Here is an 18,462-nt window from a genome sequence, read left to right on the forward strand (position 1 = left end):
GGTTTTACCGGTTAATTCAGGTTCAGGAAGTTTACCGAGAGCATGATAAATCCTATGGAAGTTTCCATATTTCTGAGCATCGGGACTTGGCCGCATTGGCATCAGCCGGCGTACAAATTGGCCATGCGGATGCGGGAACTCGGAATGCCCGTACGGGACATTGATCATACCAGACCGGACTATCTGGCTGATCTGGATGTAATGATCATTGAGCAAAACGGATTTAATGATTATGTCGAGGTCTACCAGGAAGGAGTGCAGGAATTTGTCCGTTCCGGCGGTATTTGCTGGATTTTGCATCAGGACCACGAACGCTGGACACCAAACTGGCTGCCGGACGAACTGGCCGACGCGATTCTGGTGCCGCGTTATTATAAGATCGCGAAAGAGCGATGGGAATATCTTTTGCCTGAAATCAGGCCGTTGGGCCGGTTTTTGTTCCGGACGCCATGCCGGATTGATCCGGAAGAAATGGTTTATTGGGAAGTGAAGGCCAACGGTATACATACCTATGTCAAACAGGATCCGGAGCTAGTGCGCAGCGCGGCTCTTTCCAGCATAATCCATACCCGCGGCTGGACGATTTTGGGCGGGTATCGGGACAGCGTCATTGCTGATGGCGCATTAATAATGGAAGCCCGATATGGGAAAGGACTTTTTTTCTGGACGCAGCTGCTCTTTCCCGAAGTCAAGCCGCCGGAGAATGACCGGCCGCTTGCTTTCTGGGACAAGTTCAGCCGGAATGTGTTGGCGAGATTTGAAACATTCAAACAAAGCGGTTTCTGCCCGGAAGTCAAAACGTCATTTGTCAAGGACTGCGCGGCTTTGCCACCCAAAATCAACTACCGGATGATTACCCATATTCATTCGCTTGATTGGTGGGGGGCGGGCGCAAGCCCGAACACTTTGAAGGCGGCGATGCGCTACCTGAACATGGATATTGCCATAATGTCTGTTAATGGGGCGTTTTCCTTCGGGCGGCCGGTGCTGGATAATCTTGATCAATATCAGGGGGACGGCGTGCTGTTGATCCCGGGAGAGGAATTCCATCCGTTCAATTGGGAGCCGGGCTCAAAAGTGTGTAATCGCCTGCATATTTTGAGCATGGGCACGGATAAATATACCAGAAAATTTCGCGGGGGGCTGTTTAATGAGGAGGAAATAGACCGGTATGTGAAAGAGGCGCTGGCAGTGATTAAACGGAATGGAGGCGTTGCCTGCGCAACGCACGTTACCGACGACTATTGGACAAGATACGATTTTGAAGCGGTTGATCTCGGGGAACGAATGCTGCGCGGCCTGGCCGGGACAGAACTGGAAGAAGCATGGATCGCCGGGAAGAAAGTAGTCTGCACCACTTGCGTGGACATGTGGGGCATTCAACGGTTGCGCGAGTATCCGGTTTTCCATTTTATCTATGTGGATGGAGTTCCGACAAAGGAATCGGTTCTTGCCGCAATCCGCAGGGGGCGACTGATGCCGGCCTTGAGAATGGAGGAAGCGCATGTTGCGCTCGGTTCCTGTTTGCCTGGCGACACTCTCGGCATTGCTGAAACGCGTTTCCTGCAACTGGCCGTATCGGTCCGCTCGCAGACGCCGATGGACGTGGTTAAAATTTTTTCCGGCAAACGAGTTGTTTTTCAGGAGGAAATCCGCGGAACAGTTTATAAAAAAAACATTGAAGCGCCTGTTTCCGGATTAAAATCGTTTATCCGTCTGGAAATTATCGGCGCCGATTGCATGCTGATTACCAACCCTTTTTATCTTCGTTCATGATTGCGACTGCGATGCCGGCCCGGCGCGATTAGTGTCCCCGTTGGGGATGTCCGAAACCCATCGCCTTGAGGCGAATGGAATTTGCTGCGAAAAGACTAGGAACTTGCGCGCACAATGTAATTGGCAATGCGGCTTAAAAGTTATCGATCTGGGCGAGGTCCTTTATCGCTGCGCCGGAATTTTTTTAGACTGCATTTTTATGTTGCGGAATTCTTATGAATCATATATATGATTCAATATGAATGCAAACATAAAAGCCATGGAAGACCGTATCGCTCGGATTAAACAGGAACTGCTGCGGATCGGGACCATGCGTCCGGGATCGCTAACCAGACAAAAACGCAGTCCGAAATATAAAGGCCGGTATTACCAACTCAGTTACACGCATAAAATGCGGGGTTACACAGAATACCCGCGCGCCGAATTTGTGCCGGATATGCGCCGCCAGATCGCAGAATACAAAAAGTTCAAAAAACTGATCGGCGAGTGGATTTCGCTTGCAATCGCACGTTCAAAGTTGACAATAACTCTCGCCAAGCATTCGGCGCTCTCCCGCCCGAAAACTCGGCACTCTTGAGAATAAAAAATAGTGGAATAATATGGAAATCAGAATTACGCGGGCGCATAGAGTTTTTTCAGACGGAAGACATAATGCTTTTACAAGCATAAATCGTTTAAGTCAAAATACTTATATTGCTTTTCGTTCCGCATCCTCACATGTGTCATATGATGGACAAATAGTTCTGATAGGCTCGTCGGATCTAAATTCATGGCACGAGGTTGCGAGATTTGCTGATGCCAAATACGATTGCCGCGATCCGAAACTCGTTTTGTTTCAAAACCGGATGTTGCTTTATTTCGGGGCCAGGCCTCAAAACGGATTGATAGAACCGCGCGGACGCGTGTTTTCGGATAATAACAATGAAACTTCTTTTGTTCTGCAAGGAATTCCGGTTGGCAGTTGGTTATGGTCGGTAGCATCTTGGCGTGGCGAACTATATGGTTGTGCTTATGCGCGCGGCGCGATAAGTTTATACACCAGCAGTGACGGCTTGCACTGGCGGAAATTATTGGACTTTTCTATTCCTGGAAACGAAACGGCAATTGATTTCGGCGATGATGATACTTTATGGGCGTTGGTGCGGAATGACGCGGGGGGGTGTATTCCGTCAGTATGTCAACTGAAACCGCCATATCGTGAAATTTCATCAATATTGCGTTTGCCTATAAGATTGCAGGGGCCGATGATGAAAAGGCTTCCGGGTGGATGTGTCATAGTTTGCCGGCGCTGGAACATGCCTGGGAGGCGTAATCTGCGTACTGATATGTTTTGGCTCAAAGATGACCATGAGATTCAATATGGCGGCACATTTCCAAGCGGGGGTGATACATCCTACGCAAGCTGGCTGGACGTGGAACCCGGCAAGGCGGTTATGTCGTATTATTTGGCTCATGAACATAAAATGGATCAACCCTGTGGTCAGGATCATGCGGAGGACAAAGCTTGGGCCGAACATACCAGTCCGGCAGATATATTCTTGGCGGATATTTCTTATGCGGATGCCGTTTAGGAAACATTTTAACTACTGGTAGGCCAAGAGATCCCCGCCTTCTGGGCGAGGGGTGAATTGCAATGATAGGGGGTTAAGGGGGACAAAGTCCCCCATCAAGAATTTATTGGTTGCGGGGGAGGGATATGGTAAAAATGAAACATGGCATGGAAAAGAGCAAGGCTGTGTTACCCCCAGGGGTAACACAGCCTTCGCCCGACAATAGACTTGAATAAAATAGATTGAATTAAACGCAGGGTTGGCTATAATTCTTTCCGTAAAAAGATACGGAGGTTTTGAGCCATGAAAAAGTCCTTTCTTTCATTGTTTTGTTGCATCGGTTTTGCCGGTTCTGTTTTTGCCCAGAGCCCGTTGCCGGTCAAGGTCAGGGTGCTGAAGGACAACACTAATTTGCGGGCCGGCCCGGCGCTCAATGTTGAAGTGGCCGGCCAGGCGGCGGCCCGGCAGGAGCTTGCGGTAAAGAGCATGGATGCGGAGTGGGTTGAGGTTATTGCCCCGACCAATATTGATTTCTGGGTGCTCGGCGATTATTTGAAAAACAACGTCGTGGTCTGCCGGCGGTCCGTCAACGTGCGCGCGGGGCCCGGCATCAATTTCAGCGTCGTCGGCCAATTGACCAACAATGCGTCTGTTGAAAGAAGGGGCGCGCATGCCGACTGGGTGAAAATCGCGCCCTCTGAATGCTGTTCGCTCTGGGTTGCCCGTTCCCTGGTCGCCTTGGTTCCGCCGCCGGTTGCTCCGGCAAGGGAGACCCGGGTAAAGCCGCCGGCTGAGCGGCCGCCGGAGAAAATAACTCCGGCGCCCAAAACCGCTCCGATTGCGGCAAGGGAAACGGCAATCCGCGAAACGCCGCCGCCGGCCGAAAAGCCCGGCCCGCCCCTGGCCGCTGAATCCGGCAAGGAGCAAACCGGGGAAGAAAAAACATCCGCGCTTGCAAAACCGCCCTTGGATCTTGATCTGCTTCCGGATGTAACCCAGGGGCAGTTGCGGGAGTTTGAGGGCGTCTTGCGGCCGAAAAATTTCCTGGTGCGCAGTCCTTCGCATTTCCGGCTGGTTGGTTATGACGGCGGCCGTTCGCACACCATTTGTTTCATTAAGGGCAACCGCGCCCAACTGGAAGCGCTTCTCTTCCGCAAGTTGATTGTTTCCGGCCGGCAGTACTGGGTCAAGCGTCAGCGTTATCCGGTTCTGGTGCCGGAAAAAATCATTCTGAAATGACGGTTTTTTATCCGGCCGCGGCCATTTTTCAAAACTTTGAGGAGCTCCTGCCGTATATCCAGCGCGGCCACCCGGATCCGCGCCGGAGAAGAAACCCGCCGGCCGGCGTTCGTGATAATTGCCTTCAGGGATCGGGCGCTCATGTCAAGGCCGAGAAATATCTCCGTTTTTTTTTGCGTCCGCGCTCTTTTTTTGATTGCGTCATAACGGATATTCTAGTAAATATGACGCGGCAAACAATTGTTAAAGCGCTGGATTATAATACCCGAATATTGCACGAAATTCGTGTAAAATTCAGGTAATACCATAAGGCAAATAAACATGATGATCGGCAAAAACATAAGACTTGAGCGGATAATCAGCCGGCATACCGGCAAAACAGTGATGGTTCCCATGGACCATGGGGTTACGGTAGGCCCTATTCCGGGTTTGATTGACATGAAACAGGCGGTAGGCAACGTGGTGGAGGGGGGGGCGAACGCCATTATTATTCATAAAGGCATTGTCCGCGCGGGGCACCGGCAGTCGGGGAAGGACATCGGCCTTATCATTCACATGTCGGCCAGCACGTCCATGTCGCCCGATCCCACCGGCAAAGTTCTGGTTTGCACGGTTGAGGAAGCGATTAAAATCGGCGCGGACGGCGTTTCCATTCATATCAACCTCGGCGCGCCGACGGAGGACGAGATGCTGGATCACCTCGGCGGGGTATCCCGTAAATGCCAGGAATGGGGCATGCCGCTCCTGGCCATGATGTACACGCGCGGCCCGAAAATAAAAAGCGAATATGACGTCAAACACATCAAACACGCGGCCCGGGTCGGCGCCGAGCTCGGGGCCGATATCATAAAGGTGAATTACCCGGGAAGTCCGCGGGCTTTTGAGGAGGTTACCTCCGGCTGTCCCGTGCCGGTGGTCATCGCCGGCGGAGAAAAACTGGAGTCGGACATGGATGTGCTCAACATGGTTGAAGGCGCTTTGAAGTCCGGCGGCGCCGGCGTTTCCATCGGCCGCAACGTATTCCAGCATGCCGATCCGCGCAGGATTATCCGCGCGATTTCGGCCATTGTGCACGAGAAAATGACGGCCAAAGATGCGGCAAAATTATTGAAGGCATAGTTGCAGGCAAAATGAAACTATTGAAAATAAAGAAGACTTATTATTGTATTGAATAAATATGAGGCGTGAATCTATGACAGAAATTATTTTTGAGGTACAAGAGGATGTTATTGACGGCGGGTTTGTGGCACACGCTTTAGGGGCGGGTATTCATACGGAAGGCGATACGCAGGAGGAATTAAAAACCAATATTCGGGATGCTCTGGAATGTCATTTTGATGCAGGAGAAATACCGCGTATTGTGCGTCTCCATTTTGTCCGTGATGAGGTCATGGCCGTATGAAGATTCCCCGCGACACGTCCGCATCGGAATTAATCAAAGCTTTGCGTTGTCTGGGATACTCCGTCACTCGCCAAACCGGCTCACACGTTCGCGTAACGACGGCACAAGACGGACAGCATCATGAAACGATCCCGAATCATGCGCCGCTCAAAGTGGGCACGCTAAACGGTATCCTGAAAAGTGTTGCTGTACATCACCGAATAAGCAACGAAAAATTACTGCAGATGCTCGAATTATAAAATACATATTGAATCAGTCGTGGTTTAATCCCGCGTGAGGTATTAAAAACAAGATTTCTATTTTCAGGTGAAGAAATGAAACAAGTCTGGGTGCAGGCAATTCCCTGGGACAAGCAGCTGGCCATTGCCGCGATTGAGAGCGGAGCGGACGCCGTTATCGTTGAGAAGGGGCGGGCGGAGAGCGTCAAGGATCTCGGCCGCATCAGGATTGTGGCCGAAGACGGCGATATTGTCCCCGGCCGGGATGTCGTTGTCATGGAAATCCGCTCCAAGTCCGACGAAAACCGGGCGGCCAAAGCCGATCCGAACATCATGGCGCTTTTAAAACTTCCCGACTGGACCATCATCCCGATAGAAAACATCCTCGCCCAGCGCGGTAAAATCATGGCCGAAGTAAAAACGGCCGATGAGGCGCGCACGATGTTCGGCGTCCTGGAAAAAGGCGTTGACGGCGTGGCGGTGGTCAGCCGCGACCCGAACGAGGTCAGAAAGATTGTCGGCATGGTCCACGGCCTCTCCCCGCGGATTGAGCTGAAAACGGCGGTTGTCAAGAAAATTACGCCGAGCGGGATGGGCGACCGGGTCTGCATTGACACCTGTTCGGCCATGACCGTCGGCGAGGGAATGCTGGTCGGGAACGCCAGCAGCGCCTTCTTCCTGGTCCATTCCGAAAGTCTTGAAAATCCTTACGTGGCCGCGCGCCCCTTCCGGGTCAATGCCAGCGCCCTGCATGCCTACATTTTATTGCCGGAAAACAAGACTGCTTACCTTTCCGATCTGCGGACCGGCGACACGGTCCTGATTGTTGAAGCCAAAGGCGGGACCCGGACCGCGCAGATCGGCCGTTGCAAGATTGAATCCCGGCCCATGATCCTGATAACCGCCGAGGCGGACGGGCGGCAAATATCGGTTTATCTCCAGAATGCCGAAACGATCAATCTTGTCCGGCCCGACGGCCGGCCGGTGTCCGTTGCCAAAATCAAGGAAGGCGACCAGGTCCTGGCGCGCATTGAGGACGGCGGCCGGCATTTTGGCATGAAAATCAGCGAGAAGCTGGTGGAAAAATAACCGGACCGGGCCTTGCCCCGGACAAATCCGTTTGCTTTTTGACAGGCGGGGCAGCCTCGCCTGCCGTCTTTTGGGCCGCACGTGCGGCCGGCCTGCCCCAGGGAAACAACGCGGTTAATATTCTCCGGCATCAAGGCCGGCGGCGACCGGCGCGTAGAAAGCGTCGCGGATCACGGCGTGGCCGGCGTCGTTCGGATGATTGGCGGAGGGCTGGTCCATGAGGGAATTCTGCCAGCCCGGGACGGCCGTAATGGATTCATAGACCTGCGCCACGGGAATATTGTAATCGGCGGCAATCCGGTAGATGCGCGGATTGAATTCAACGATTCGCCTCTGCTGTTCGTCGCGGTTGCGGTAACCGTTGGAAATAACCGGCGGGATCGTGGCGATAATGACGTTAATGCCGCGCGTCAAGGCCATGGCCACCATGGCGCGCAAATTGTCCTCGGTTTGGTCGTAATCGTCGCCGAAAAATTCGTCATTCGTGCCCTCCATTAAAAGCACCAGGTCGGGCTTGTTGGCGTCCAGCCAGCGCGGGAACCGCTCCAAACCTTCTTCGGTCGTTTCACCCGGATTGCCGGCATTGATGGACTGGAAATAACCGGTGTAATTCTGGCATAGTTTGTTTTCCAGGAGAATCGGGTAGGCCGTTGCCGGGCTATCGGAGCTGCTGCCGCCGCCGTAGGTTATGCTGTCGCCAAAGGCGAGAAAAATGAGGTCGTGGCGCGCGTCGTTCTGGACCGCCATCCAGCCCGGCCCGCCGAAGGCGAAAGCAAACATGCTGTAATCCAGGCTGGAGAAAGCGCACTGCCACTGGCCCGCCGCCTGCGAATAGACCATGGGATCGGCAAGCCCGTCGCCGTCGTAATCTCCGCTCAGCGGCGTGCAATCGGGGATGTCAAGCGTGATGCCGATAAGCGCGTAAGACCAGGCCGACAGCATGGCTTGGAAAAGCGAGGATGATTTTGTGTAGAGCGCCGGGTCGCTCCATCCGTCGTTGTCGTAGTCGGCCGGTACGGCGAAACAGCCGGGGCCGCCCCAGTTAAACGCATAAAATGCGTAATGCCCAAGCGGTAGTCCGGCCGACAACAAGGTTTGCCATTCGCCGCTTGATTGGCGGTAGACGGCCAAATCGGCGCGTCCGTCGCCGTCATAATCGGCCGGGACCGGGTTCCATCCCGCGCCGGACCAGGAGCCGGCAAGCAATTCGCCGGTTCCCGAAAAAAGCGCCTGCCAGTGTCCCGATGATCTTTTAAAAACCGAAATATCTGTTTTTCCGTCGCCGTCATAATCGGCCGGGACCGGCAGATACCCAGCGCCGCCGAGGATGTCGGTGATGATTGCGTAGTTCTGATCGCTGAGCGGGATTTGCCAGAGACCGTTCGTTTTCCAGTAAACAGCCGGATCGGCTTTTCCGTCGCCGTCATAATCGCCGGGCGCGATCATGGCGCCCGGTCCGCCCAGGTTAAAGGCGTAGGCCCGGTAATCCTCCGATGAACGCGTGAAAAGCATTCTGGCGTCGTTTTCGGAGTAAATGGCCGGGTCGGCCAGGGAATCGCCGTCATAGTCATTCACGTTGCGCACGGCCGGGTTGGTAACCTGGTAACCAAACTCGTCGCATGTTTCCCAGACGGCGAGGTTGGTGGAACCTTTCCATTCCAGGTGAACGTTGAAATTGGAGACCGTAACCAGAACGTAGCCGTTGGTGTAAGCGCTGTAGTAACAGTTGGAAGCGAGATTCTGTTCGCCGTAGTTTTTGCCGTAAATTCCGTCCCAGGTGTGGAACGGACCGCCGCCCGTGCCGGCAACGATCTGCATGATGTTGCCGATACCGTCGGACGGCGCGAGCCGGGCGCGGTTATAAAAATGATCGTGCCCGCAGAAATACATTCTGCCCCCGGCGGCGGCGATGCTTTCAAGGAAAAGATCGCGGGCCTGTTTTTCGCGGGCAAGACAGTCGGCATGATTGACCTGCACGGCCGGTTCATGTCCGAATACGAAAATATGGGGGAGGCTATTGGAGGACAGTTGGGCGTTGAGCCAGTCCTGGTTTACGCGGTGCGCGTTCCGGTACTGGTCCAGTCCTATGATCAGGGCGTTGTTATGGATAAAACTGTAGGTTTTTCCGGTTTCCCCCGCCGGGCCGTTATGCGGCAGGGAAGACCCGAATGCGGAAGCGTAAAAGCCGCCGTCCGGGTCGCCGTAGGTTTCGTGATTGCCGCGGATGGGGTAAACGGGTATGCCGGCGGAATAGACCGGCGCAAGGGCGTTGGACCAGGCGGCGTATTGGGCGGGCAGGTTGGTGCAGGCAGGGGCGTTGCTGCCGTAGATCATGTCGCCGGTAAAAAGGACAAAGTCCGGGCGCTCATTGGTTATGCCATGCGCCGCCGCCCGCAGGACATTGGTGTTGACCCAGGCGGTGGAAGTTATCGCTCCGTCGCCGCGCGAATCGCCGATCACCGCGAATTTCCAGACCCCGGCCGGAGCAATCCCGGCGGCCAAAAGACAAAAAACAACGGCCAAAACAACCGGCCGGCCGGTTATGGCAAGGGGGTTGTTCCGATTTCTGGATGACATATTTGACTGCATGGGAATTAAACGCTTGAGCAAATATAAGCTTTCCTGCTAGAATGTGCAAGTAATGTTCAGTGAGTTTTTCTTTATTGTTTTTCCGGAAACGGTTTATGGCTGAAAAGATAGGATTAGTCTCAACGCGTTTTGCAGGGACGGACGGCGTGTCGCTGGAGGCGGACAAATGGGCCAAGGTGCTGACCGAGGACGGCCATTTGTGTTTCTGGTACGCGGGGCGCATTGACCGCGATCCGCAGGTAAGCTTCTGCGTTCCGGAGGCTTTTTTCAACCACCCCGAAAACGTGTGGATCAACGATAATATTCACGGTAAAACCGCGCGCCCCAGCCTGGTCACGGAGAGAATCAAGCGGATGGCTTCCTACCTGAAGGAAACTCTTTACGCTTTTCTGGACAAGTTCGGAATAGACATGCTCGTCCTGGAAAACGTGTCGGCCATCCCGATGCATGTGCCGCTGGGCATCGCGGTGGCGGAGCTTATCGCGGAGACGCATATTCCCGCCATCGGTCACCATCACGATTTTTACTGGGAGCGCACGCGCTTTGCCGTCAATGCGATTAATGATTACCTGGACATGGCTTTTCCGCCGCGCGACAACGACCTGCAGCACGTGGTCATCAACACCGTTGCCCAGGAGGAATTGGCGCGCCGCAAGGCGGTGCCGGCCATGGTCGTGCCCAATGTCCTTAATTTTGAAAATCCGCCGCCGCCGGTTGACGCTTATGCCTCGGATTTGCGCGCCGAGATAGGGCTGGCGCCGGACGATATCATGATTTTACAGCCAACCCGCGTCATCCCGCGCAAAGGCATTGGCCACGCCATTAACCTCGTCCAAATGCTTGACAACCCGAAATGCAAACTCGTTATTACCCATGAAGCCGGCGACGAGGGCCTGGAATACCGCGATATGCTTGCCGGCTTTGCCCGCCGGTCCGGGGTGGACGCCCGCTTTATTGCCACGCGCATTACCGAGGTGCGCCAGATCAATCAGGAAAATAAAAAAACCTATACTTTGTGGGACTTGTATCCGCACGCCGATTTTGTTACTTATCCGAGCCTGTATGAAGGGTTCGGCAACGCCTTTCTGGAGTCCGTTTATTTCAGGAAACCGATCCTGGTCAACCGGTACAGCAATTTTACGCTGGATATAGAGCCGAAAGGGTTCCGCGTCCCGCTCATTGAAGGATATCTTACCAGAGAAATCGTGGCGGAAGTGCGGCGCATCATTGAGGACGCCGATTACCGCCGCAAAATGGTGGAACATAATTATGCCGTGGCGGCGCGCTATTTCAGCTACACCCTCCTGCGCCGCTGTCTGCGGACATTGCTGACAAACGTCAGAGGTTTGCCTTTAAAAAAATGAACTTTTTCTTCAGAAGCGCATTGATGGACCGGCTTTACCGCCGGTTCCGGCGGCTCTACGGCCGCCAGGCCGATAACTGCATTTCACGTCTGGCCATGCTGGTCGGCCGCTACGGCCTGGATCCCCTGCCGCGCGGGACCAGGTGGAGCCAGAAAACCGCCCTCTTGATTGCTTACGGCGATATGGTCGCGAAACCATCCGAAAAACCGCTGGCCGCATTGAAGAAATTTCTTGACGACCATATCCATGAATTGTTCAGCCATTTGCATTTGCTGCCGTTTTTTCCTTATTCTTCCGACGACGGCTTTTCCGTCGTTTATTACCGCAGTGTGAACCCCGACCTCGGCGATTTGAACCTGCTGCGCGCCCTTGCTGAACGTTATGGCCTGGCGGTTGATCTTGTCCTGAATCACGTTTCCGCAAAAAGCGGTTGGTTTCAGGATTTCATCGCGGGCGTCGCGCCGGGCCGGCATTATTTCATTGAGGCCGACCCCGCCGCGGATTATTCCAAGGTGATCCGCCCGCGCAACACTCCCTTGCTGACGCCGGTCGCCGCCGCCGGCGGCGTAAAACACGTCTGGACGACGTTCAGCGCGGACCAGATTGACCTCAATTACGCCAATCCGGACGTGTTGTTTGAATTGCTGGATATCCTTCTTTTGTACATTTCCCTCGGCGCGCGCGTCATCCGTCTGGATGCAATTGCCTATCTTTGGAAAAAAACGGGCACCCCCTGCATTCATCTGGAAGAGACCCACGAAATCGTGCGTCTGATGCGCGATTTCCTGGAGTTGACCGCCCCGGGCGTCCTGCTCCTGACCGAAACCAATGTTCCGCACAATGAAAATGTCGCCTATTTCGGAACGGGGGACGAGGCGCACCTCGTTTATCAGTTCAGTCTTCCGCCCTTGATTTTGCACGCTCTCGCCTCCGGCAACGCGCGTTTCCTGACAAAATGGGCCGCTGCCCTGGCCTCTCCTCCGGCCGGATGCGCTTTTATAAATTTTACCGCCTCCCACGACGGCATAGGTCTGTTTCCACTGCAGGGACTTGTTCCCGAAGATGAAATCGCCTCGCTGGTTGACGGAGTTTTGCGGCGGGGCGGGAAAATTTCCTCGCGCAGTCTGCCGGACTGCAAAACTGTTCCTTATGAATTAAACTGCGCTTTCTTTGACGCCCTGGCCGGTCCGGCCGGCGAGCCGGAAAATATCCATTGCGCCAGATTCCTCTGTTCGCAGGCCATCATGCTGGGGCTGAAGGGCATCCCGGCCGTTTATTTCAACAGTCTCTTTGCCGCCGGGAACGATTACGAACTGGCCGAAAAAACCGGCCAGCCGCGGTCGCTGAACCGGGGGAAATGGGACGACGCCGCATTGCGAAAGAGCATCGCGGATCCCGGCGCTCGCGCCGGATACGTTTTCAGCCGTTATGCGCATATGCTGGAAGTCCGCGCACGGCACGCGGCCTTTCATCCGGACGGTGATCAGCGCGTCCTTGACCTGGGCGGAAAAATATTCGCCGTTGAGAGGAAAGCTCCCGACGGGACCGAATACGTTCTGGCGGTCAGCAATGTTTCGGGCGAGAAAGTCCGCCTCTCCGGCGCACAACTGCGAAAAACCGGGATTGCGTCCGGGCAGAGGCGGAATTTATTGCAAGACGATTGCTCCGTTGATTTGGACGGGGAATTATGCCTGGAACCGTATGAAACGGTTTGGCTGGCGACTTGAGTTGTTTTGTTAAGGAATGAAAATTATTCGCAGACCTTTTGACCTTTCTTCCGCAAGGCCGTATTACCATAATCTATCGGGGCATGTTCCCTTTGCCGCCGCGATTAGCCGACACAGTGCCGGAACGGTCTATCAATATGACATGCATTACGGGCTGGAATTTGGCATCGTGATGAGCGGACAAATGACACTTGTCTTTCCCGGTTTGAAGTTTCGCCTGCAGCCGGGCAACGTATGGTTTTGCGGCATGTGGGAGCCGCACGGCTGGGCGGCTGGCCGCACTGCTTATGCTGAAGTCAATCTGGTCGTCTGGCCGCCGGCCCTGGCCGGCCTGTGTTCCGACGAAGCGGCCAGGTTCAACTGGCTGGCGCCTTTTACCGCGCCGCCGCAAAGCCGTCCGCAGACGAACGGAAAAACACGGCCGGCCATGCTGGAACTGGGCGGCAGAATCGCGAAATGTATCGGGGAAAAAGACGGCCGGAAATGGCTGTGGTTGCGGCTGTTCATCATGGAGGCGATTTTGCTGGCCACGGAGCAATGGTTGGAAAAGAAACAGTTGCTATCGGCCGCGCCGGGCGATGCATCCCGCGCCGAATTCCCCCATGCATCCGCGCGTTTGAACCAGGTCTTGAACCTTTTTTTTGACAAGCGCGGGCAGATGACGACCACCGCCGCCGCCAAAATATGCGGTCTGAACCGCAATGCCTTCAGTAAAATGTTCCGTGGTTTGATGGGGCTTCCCTTCGCCGATTTCGCCCTGCGCTACCGTCTCAGCTCGGCCGCTTCCGCCCTGCGCGGATCCGATGAGTCCGTAAAATGCATTGCTTTATTCTGGGGTTTTGCGGATACCAGCCATTTTGACCGAATGTTCGCCAAGTATTATGCCTGCACTCCCGTAGAATACAGGCAGAAGAAAATGTAGAATTAGGCATATTTATGATAAATTTATTGACATTCATACATTTTCGGAATAGTCTTCCTGAAAAACATGAAAGTTAAAAATGATTGAACGACGAAAACAGTTGCGGCGTGTTCAGGATGCGCTGTCAGAATACCCTGTGGCCGTACTACTCGGGGCGCGGCAGGTGGGGAAGACAACTTTGGCCCGCCAGATGGTTAAGGCATGGCAAGGAGAGACGAATTTCTTTGATTTGGAAATTGAGAGTGGTTTTGCGGCGCTTACCGGCACACCAGAAGCGGTGCTATTGGGACTGCGCGGATTAGTGGTGATTGATGAGATTCAGCGTCTGCCAAAGTTGTTTGCCACCCTGCGTCCATTAGCCGACCGCACAGATAACCTCGCGCGTTTCCTTCTACTGGGTAGCGCTTCGCCCTCAATGATTAAAGGGGTCTCGGAATCACTCGCTGGTCGCGCCGATTTTGTACAGGTGACTGGATTAACACTGGACGAAACGGGCGAGAACCGGCAGAACACATTATGGTTGCGTGGTGGATTTCCGCGGTCGTTCTTGGCTGGATCGGATGGCCAGTCTCTTAAATGGCGCAGGAACTTCATAACTGCCCAAGTAGAGCGCGATATTCCACTGCTGGGAATACAGGTGCCATCCCCCATGCTTCGCCGCTTCTGGAATATGCTGGCCCACTATCACGGACAGATATGGAATGCCGAAGAGCTGGGGCGGTCGCTGGGAGTCACTGGGAAAACAGTTCGGCATTATCTGGATATCCTGGCCGGAACATTCCTGGTGCGGGTGCTCCCTCCATGGTCAGAAAACCTTGGAAAACGTCAGGTAAAATCTCCCAAGGTATATGTGCGCGACAGCGGACTTCTGCATGCGTTCTTGGGCATTGAAACCATGAGCGGTTTGCAATCGCACCCAAAGTACGGCGCCTCCTGGGAAGGATTTGCCATGGAACAGGTGCTTGCGCACACGGATGTGTTTCAACCTTATTTCTGGGCAACATCTCAAGGCGCGGAGGTTGACCTGTTGCTTGAACGAGATGGCCGGCGTATGGGGATCGAGTTTAAATGCGCGGATGCCCCTGCCATGACCAAATCCATACACGTTGCGTTGGCGGATCTACGTCTTGATCGTATGCTGGTTGTGTATCCCGGCGACCGCCGATACTCATTGCATCCCAAAGTTACGGCGCTGCCGTTGTCCGAAGCGGTGCACGATCTTTCCGAAGTTTCATTTCCGCGTCAATCACAATGAGGTATTTTCAAGCAATTATCTGAATTCATTAGCATCCCATAGAAAATGAAAAAGCTGGAATACTCCGGCTGTCATGAGATAATGACGGCCAAGATAAAACAAAGAAAGGAGCATTCCAGCAATGAAAAAATACACTATGTTGAAGCAGATTTGCAATCTTATTCCGGGACATCTTGTGAACAAGCTGGCGAAAGAATACGGTGTTGATGAAAAGAGCCGGACCTTTCTGCCGTGGAGTCATGTGGTGGCGCTTGTTTATGCCCATCTGACGCACGCGATTGGATTGAATGATGTTTGCGATGCGTTGCAAATGAATCGCGGAGCCTTGTCCACGATGCGGGGCGCTACGCCGCCAAGCCGGATTGTGGCTATAGTTGAGATTGACGGGAAAGACGAGGAAGTCGTTTTTTTGAGCAGCAATCCATGCGGGAAAAGAAACGGATATGGATGCAAAACTGCGGATAGGGATTGTTGAATGCGGCCATTGGCACAGTTCCGGTTACATTCGCGGGCTGCGCGCCGCCGGTGAAAACATCGTGGCGGTCAGCGACCGCAATCCGGACGCGGCCCGGAAAAAGGCGGGCGACCCAGGCTGCCGGGTCTATTCCGATTATCGCGCGTTGCTTGAAACGGAAAAGCCGGATTTTGTGTTTGCCTTCGGCCGTCATTTTGAAATGCCGGCCATTGCCAATGCCCTGGTTGACGCCAGAATCCCTTTTTGCATGGAAAAACCGGCCGGCATTCATCCGGAAGACGTGCGCGCGTTGGCGGCCAGGGCCGAAGCAAAAGGCGTTTATGCGGTTGTCCCCTTTCTTTATCGTTCCGCCAACTGGACCGCGGAAATAATCAGGATGCGCGCGGCCGGCGAATTGGGGGAACTGGCGCATTTGTATTTCCGGTACATAGCCGGCTCGTCCGGCCGGTATCTTGACTGGGACTGCGGCTGGATGCTTGACAAAAAACAGGCCGGCGGCGGATGCGCTTTCAATCTGGGGGTGCACTATCTTGACCTTTTTAATTATATCACGCGCCAGCCCGTGAGAAAAATTGCGGCGTCCATGAACAACAACATTTCGCAGGCGGATGTGGAAGAAGCGTCTTCCATCATTTTAACATCGGAAACCGGCGTGATCGGCGTTGTTGAAACCGGATACGGCATGCCCGGGAACGGCGTTGATTCCTCAGTTTCAATCGTTACCAGCAGGCATTTTATGGAGCTGCGCGCCGGGAAATTCATCATTAATGGCCAAAACGGACAAGTCAGGGAGATGATGGCGGACACCGCCTCATACGAATTGTTCGTGAACAGGATAATTGCGGCTTTCAAACGCGGGCAAGCGCCCGTGGCCGGCCTGATGGATGCTTATGAAACGCTGCAACTGCTGGATCGGGCCTATCGTGCGGCCGGGAATATATGTCATGACCCGCTGGAAAAGAATGCGGGAGGACAGGATAATGACATCGCGCGAAAGAGTTGATGCTTGCGGCGCGGCCCGGTCTATATCACTACCAGCGCGACAATGCTCATGCCGAAAAGGATAACATCGGCCGGACCTTGATTAGTTTGCTGATCCGCGCAGTTCCTGCGCGCGGATCAGGAAGTCTGAAATTGCAAATGTAACAACCGAATGTTGCATGAAAATCGCGCAACATTCGCTTTCGCGCCAGCGAACATTGTCCGCAGGCGAAAGACGTGATTAGCGGCGGACATTATGAGAAAAAAACCAATTTGTTTTCAAAGGGTTTTGCGCGCAAGAAATACGCCGCTGCTGAACTTTTCAGCCAGCATTTTTGCGCTTTCGCTTTTAATAACCCTCCCGGGGTGCACCGGGAGAAAAGCCGCAGATACGGCAAAAAATGAGGCGGCAACGGAACAGACGGAATCGGTTTCGGAAATTCCGCTTGTCGCAACCAAATTCCGTTATCTGGCGCGGGAACATGAGAAACACCCTGTTTTCCCGGTAAAAGCGGATAAAGATTTGTTGATTTCCCAGACCGCGCCGGTTATGGAACTTTCCGACGAGATGATCGCTACGCTGTTGCCGACAAGAAGCGGAATTTATTTTGTATCCTGTCCCACGCCTGATTGCGGCAATATGCTTGGCTTCGGGAGCCGATTTGAATGGTCTCCTGAAAAACCGGACAAAATAATCTGCAAATACTGCCGCAAAGAGTTTCCTTCCGAAAGCTGTCCCGAGACAGGCAAAATAAAGGTTACCGCCCCGTCGGGCAAGGTTATTGAGTACGGCTATTACCAGAATAAACGGGGGAAAAAATATTTCTTCTCTGCGGGCGTGGAATATAGGAAAGCAGCGTATTTCTCGGAAATGGCGTTGAGGCTTGGCAAGTTATATCACCTTACCAACGATGAAAAATACGCGCGCAAGGCCGCGCTAATTCTCTGCGGCATTGCGCGGCGCTTTCCCGATTTTGTCTACAAATTTGATTTTCCTTATTATTGAAGACGGCTTTTTTCACCGCGCGGCCGAAGGCGTGCTTGCCAACCGGGAAGATTATTGCAACATGTCGCCGAAAACATGGCGAGACCTGATTATAACAGGGCGTGTTACCGGCGCGCCGGATTATATTCATATCGTAGTTCCGAGAATTGAAAGTTTTCTTGAGAATTTTTTCTTTTTTGATTCCTTTTGGCATGAACCGACCGTTTCCTATCACCGGCAAGTAGTCGGTTCATTGGCCGGGCTAACAAACGTTTTGTCAGGATATTCTGATCCTCCCGGTTATACGCCTCTTTACGGCAAAACCGTTTTCCGTGATTTTATACCGGACAAGAAATTTGGCAATATGGCTTTAGCGGCCGCCTTGCCCGGAAAGCTGGTATATCCGAACGGCTGGAATGTCCCGATCGGCGACACGTGGATGAATAAGGGGCGCGGCGCGCCGGGCGTTGAACAAAAATCCTATCTTATGCCGGCCATGGGGTATGCAATGCTGGCCGGCGAAACCAACGGACGGCAACCCCAACTTCACGTTTCTTTCACGGATGGCAAGGATCAATGCCATGCCCACCCGGATGTTTTAGGCATTACGCTTTTTGCGGAAGGGCGGGAAATGATTTCCGATATCGGCTACTCGCACATCAATATCAGCGATTGGACCACTCGTTCGGCTTCTCACAATGTGGTGGTGGTAGATTACAAGGACCAGGAGAAAAAAAACAGCAGGGGAAACATTGAATACATGGGCGCAAGAGAACAGCGAACTGGCGGATAAATATTTCAGAAAATTCATTTGCATCAGGATGGAAAACCCCAGGCAGCCGCCGGTCTTTGCGACCGTCATAAATCCGCACGCAAAAAACGAGATAGTA

Annotated in this window: 17 protein-coding genes; 16 read left to right on the forward strand and 1 reads right to left on the reverse strand. The window is 53.6% G+C overall.

Features of this window, described 5'->3' with window-relative positions:
• The first annotated feature begins 144 nt into the window (after positions 1 to 144).
• From PHP98_08905 to PHP98_08940, 8 genes are all read left to right on the forward strand, one after another.
• A complete protein-coding gene (locus PHP98_08905; protein ID MDD5483752.1) occupies positions 145 to 1,776 on the forward strand; it encodes a hypothetical protein in 1,632 nt (543 codons plus the stop codon).
• A gap of 238 nt (positions 1,777 to 2,014) precedes the next feature.
• Positions 2,015 to 2,353, forward strand: a complete 339-nt coding sequence (locus tag PHP98_08910; GenBank protein MDD5483753.1) for a hypothetical protein — start codon at positions 2,015 to 2,017, stop codon at positions 2,351 to 2,353.
• 22 nt (positions 2,354 to 2,375) lie between these two features.
• Positions 2,376 to 3,347, forward strand: a complete 972-nt coding sequence (locus PHP98_08915; GenBank protein MDD5483754.1) for a hypothetical protein — start codon at positions 2,376 to 2,378, stop codon at positions 3,345 to 3,347.
• Positions 3,348 to 3,629: 282 nt separating this feature from the next.
• On the forward strand, positions 3,630 to 4,565 hold the full coding sequence (locus PHP98_08920; GenBank protein ID MDD5483755.1) for an SH3 domain-containing protein: 936 nt from the start codon (positions 3,630 to 3,632) through the stop codon (positions 4,563 to 4,565).
• Positions 4,566 to 4,886: 321 nt separating this feature from the next.
• Positions 4,887 to 5,684, forward strand: coding sequence for a 2-amino-3,7-dideoxy-D-threo-hept-6-ulosonate synthase (locus tag PHP98_08925; protein MDD5483756.1), 798 nt, complete (start codon positions 4,887 to 4,889; stop codon positions 5,682 to 5,684).
• A gap of 73 nt (positions 5,685 to 5,757) precedes the next feature.
• Complete coding sequence (locus PHP98_08930) at positions 5,758 to 5,967, forward strand: 2-oxoisovalerate dehydrogenase (GenBank protein ID MDD5483757.1); 210 nt, start codon at positions 5,758 to 5,760, stop codon at positions 5,965 to 5,967.
• On the forward strand, positions 5,964 to 6,206 hold the full coding sequence (locus PHP98_08935; GenBank protein ID MDD5483758.1) for a type II toxin-antitoxin system HicA family toxin: 243 nt from the start codon (positions 5,964 to 5,966) through the stop codon (positions 6,204 to 6,206). Before PHP98_08930 ends, PHP98_08935 begins: the two co-directional genes overlap by 4 nt.
• Positions 6,207 to 6,281: 75 nt before the next feature.
• The gene (locus PHP98_08940) at positions 6,282 to 7,274 is read left to right on the forward strand and encodes a 3-dehydroquinate synthase II (GenBank protein MDD5483759.1); all 993 of its coding nucleotides are present in this window, start codon (positions 6,282 to 6,284) and stop codon (positions 7,272 to 7,274) included.
• A gap of 114 nt (positions 7,275 to 7,388) precedes the next feature.
• Here PHP98_08940 and PHP98_08945 read toward each other — a convergent pair whose 3' ends face one another.
• On the reverse strand, positions 7,389 to 9,851 hold the full coding sequence (locus PHP98_08945) for a GDSL-type esterase/lipase family protein (protein ID MDD5483760.1): 2,463 nt from the start codon (positions 9,849 to 9,851) through the stop codon (positions 7,389 to 7,391).
• Between the two features lie 107 nt (positions 9,852 to 9,958).
• Between PHP98_08945 and PHP98_08950 the strand changes: the two genes are divergently transcribed.
• The 8 genes from PHP98_08950 to PHP98_08985 all read left to right on the forward strand — a co-directional run bounded on the left by PHP98_08950 (position 9,959) and on the right by PHP98_08985 (position 18,365).
• Positions 9,959 to 11,227 carry a glycosyltransferase family 4 protein gene (locus PHP98_08950; GenBank protein ID MDD5483761.1) on the forward strand — a complete coding sequence of 423 codons (1,269 nt, stop codon included), beginning with the start codon at positions 9,959 to 9,961 and terminating at the stop codon, positions 11,225 to 11,227.
• A complete protein-coding gene (locus PHP98_08955; protein MDD5483762.1) occupies positions 11,224 to 12,954 on the forward strand; it encodes a sugar phosphorylase in 1,731 nt (576 codons plus the stop codon). The genes PHP98_08950 and PHP98_08955 overlap by 4 nt, the downstream gene beginning before the upstream one ends.
• A 172-nt stretch (positions 12,955 to 13,126) precedes the next feature.
• Positions 13,127 to 13,876 carry an AraC family transcriptional regulator gene (locus tag PHP98_08960; protein ID MDD5483763.1) on the forward strand — a complete coding sequence of 250 codons (750 nt, stop codon included), beginning with the start codon at positions 13,127 to 13,129 and terminating at the stop codon, positions 13,874 to 13,876.
• Positions 13,877 to 13,955: 79 nt separating this feature from the next.
• Positions 13,956 to 15,131 (forward strand): ATP-binding protein, encoded by a 1,176-nt coding sequence (locus tag PHP98_08965; GenBank protein ID MDD5483764.1) that lies wholly within the window; start codon positions 13,956 to 13,958, stop codon positions 15,129 to 15,131.
• A 121-nt stretch (positions 15,132 to 15,252) separates the two neighbouring features.
• Positions 15,253 to 15,606, forward strand: coding sequence for a DUF4372 domain-containing protein (locus PHP98_08970; protein ID MDD5483765.1), 354 nt, complete (start codon positions 15,253 to 15,255; stop codon positions 15,604 to 15,606).
• Positions 15,575 to 16,609: a Gfo/Idh/MocA family oxidoreductase gene (locus tag PHP98_08975; GenBank protein ID MDD5483766.1), complete on the forward strand. Its 1,035-nt coding sequence runs from the start codon at positions 15,575 to 15,577 to the stop codon at positions 16,607 to 16,609. The genes PHP98_08970 and PHP98_08975 overlap by 32 nt, the downstream gene beginning before the upstream one ends.
• A gap of 234 nt (positions 16,610 to 16,843) precedes the next feature.
• Positions 16,844 to 17,593, forward strand: coding sequence for a hypothetical protein (locus PHP98_08980; protein ID MDD5483767.1), 750 nt, complete (start codon positions 16,844 to 16,846; stop codon positions 17,591 to 17,593).
• Entirely contained in the window at positions 17,562 to 18,365 is an 804-nt protein-coding gene (locus PHP98_08985) for a heparinase II/III family protein (GenBank protein MDD5483768.1), read from the forward strand. Before PHP98_08980 ends, PHP98_08985 begins: the two co-directional genes overlap by 32 nt.
• Positions 18,366 to 18,462: the final 97 nt, after the last annotated feature.

It is taken from the genome of Kiritimatiellia bacterium (genome assembly GCA_028715905.1).
Lineage (GTDB): Bacteria > Verrucomicrobiota > Kiritimatiellia > JAAZAB01 > JAAZAB01 > JAQUQV01.

Coding starts and splice junctions, on each gene's coding strand:
- PHP98_08915 (MDD5483754.1), top strand. CDS start 2,376: ATGGAAATCAGAATTACGCGGGCGCATAGAGTTTTTTCAGACGGAAGA.
- PHP98_08950 (MDD5483761.1), top strand. CDS start 9,959: ATGGCTGAAAAGATAGGATTAGTCTCAACGCGTTTTGCAGGGACGGAC.
- PHP98_08925 (MDD5483756.1), top strand. CDS start 4,887: ATGATGATCGGCAAAAACATAAGACTTGAGCGGATAATCAGCCGGCAT.
- PHP98_08975 (MDD5483766.1), top strand. CDS start 15,575: ATGGATGCAAAACTGCGGATAGGGATTGTTGAATGCGGCCATTGGCAC.
- PHP98_08910 (MDD5483753.1), top strand. CDS start 2,015: ATGAATGCAAACATAAAAGCCATGGAAGACCGTATCGCTCGGATTAAA.
- PHP98_08960 (MDD5483763.1), top strand. CDS start 13,127: ATGAGCGGACAAATGACACTTGTCTTTCCCGGTTTGAAGTTTCGCCTG.
- PHP98_08965 (MDD5483764.1), top strand. CDS start 13,956: ATGATTGAACGACGAAAACAGTTGCGGCGTGTTCAGGATGCGCTGTCA.
- PHP98_08955 (MDD5483762.1), top strand. CDS start 11,224: ATGAACTTTTTCTTCAGAAGCGCATTGATGGACCGGCTTTACCGCCGG.
- PHP98_08980 (MDD5483767.1), top strand. CDS start 16,844: ATGAGAAAAAAACCAATTTGTTTTCAAAGGGTTTTGCGCGCAAGAAAT.
- PHP98_08945 (MDD5483760.1), bottom strand. CDS start 9,851: ATGTCATCCAGAAATCGGAACAACCCCCTTGCCATAACCGGCCGGCCG.
- PHP98_08905 (MDD5483752.1), top strand. CDS start 145: ATGCCCGTACGGGACATTGATCATACCAGACCGGACTATCTGGCTGAT.
- PHP98_08970 (MDD5483765.1), top strand. CDS start 15,253: ATGAAAAAATACACTATGTTGAAGCAGATTTGCAATCTTATTCCGGGA.
- PHP98_08920 (MDD5483755.1), top strand. CDS start 3,630: ATGAAAAAGTCCTTTCTTTCATTGTTTTGTTGCATCGGTTTTGCCGGT.
- PHP98_08930 (MDD5483757.1), top strand. CDS start 5,758: ATGACAGAAATTATTTTTGAGGTACAAGAGGATGTTATTGACGGCGGG.
- PHP98_08940 (MDD5483759.1), top strand. CDS start 6,282: ATGAAACAAGTCTGGGTGCAGGCAATTCCCTGGGACAAGCAGCTGGCC.
- PHP98_08935 (MDD5483758.1), top strand. CDS start 5,964: ATGAAGATTCCCCGCGACACGTCCGCATCGGAATTAATCAAAGCTTTG.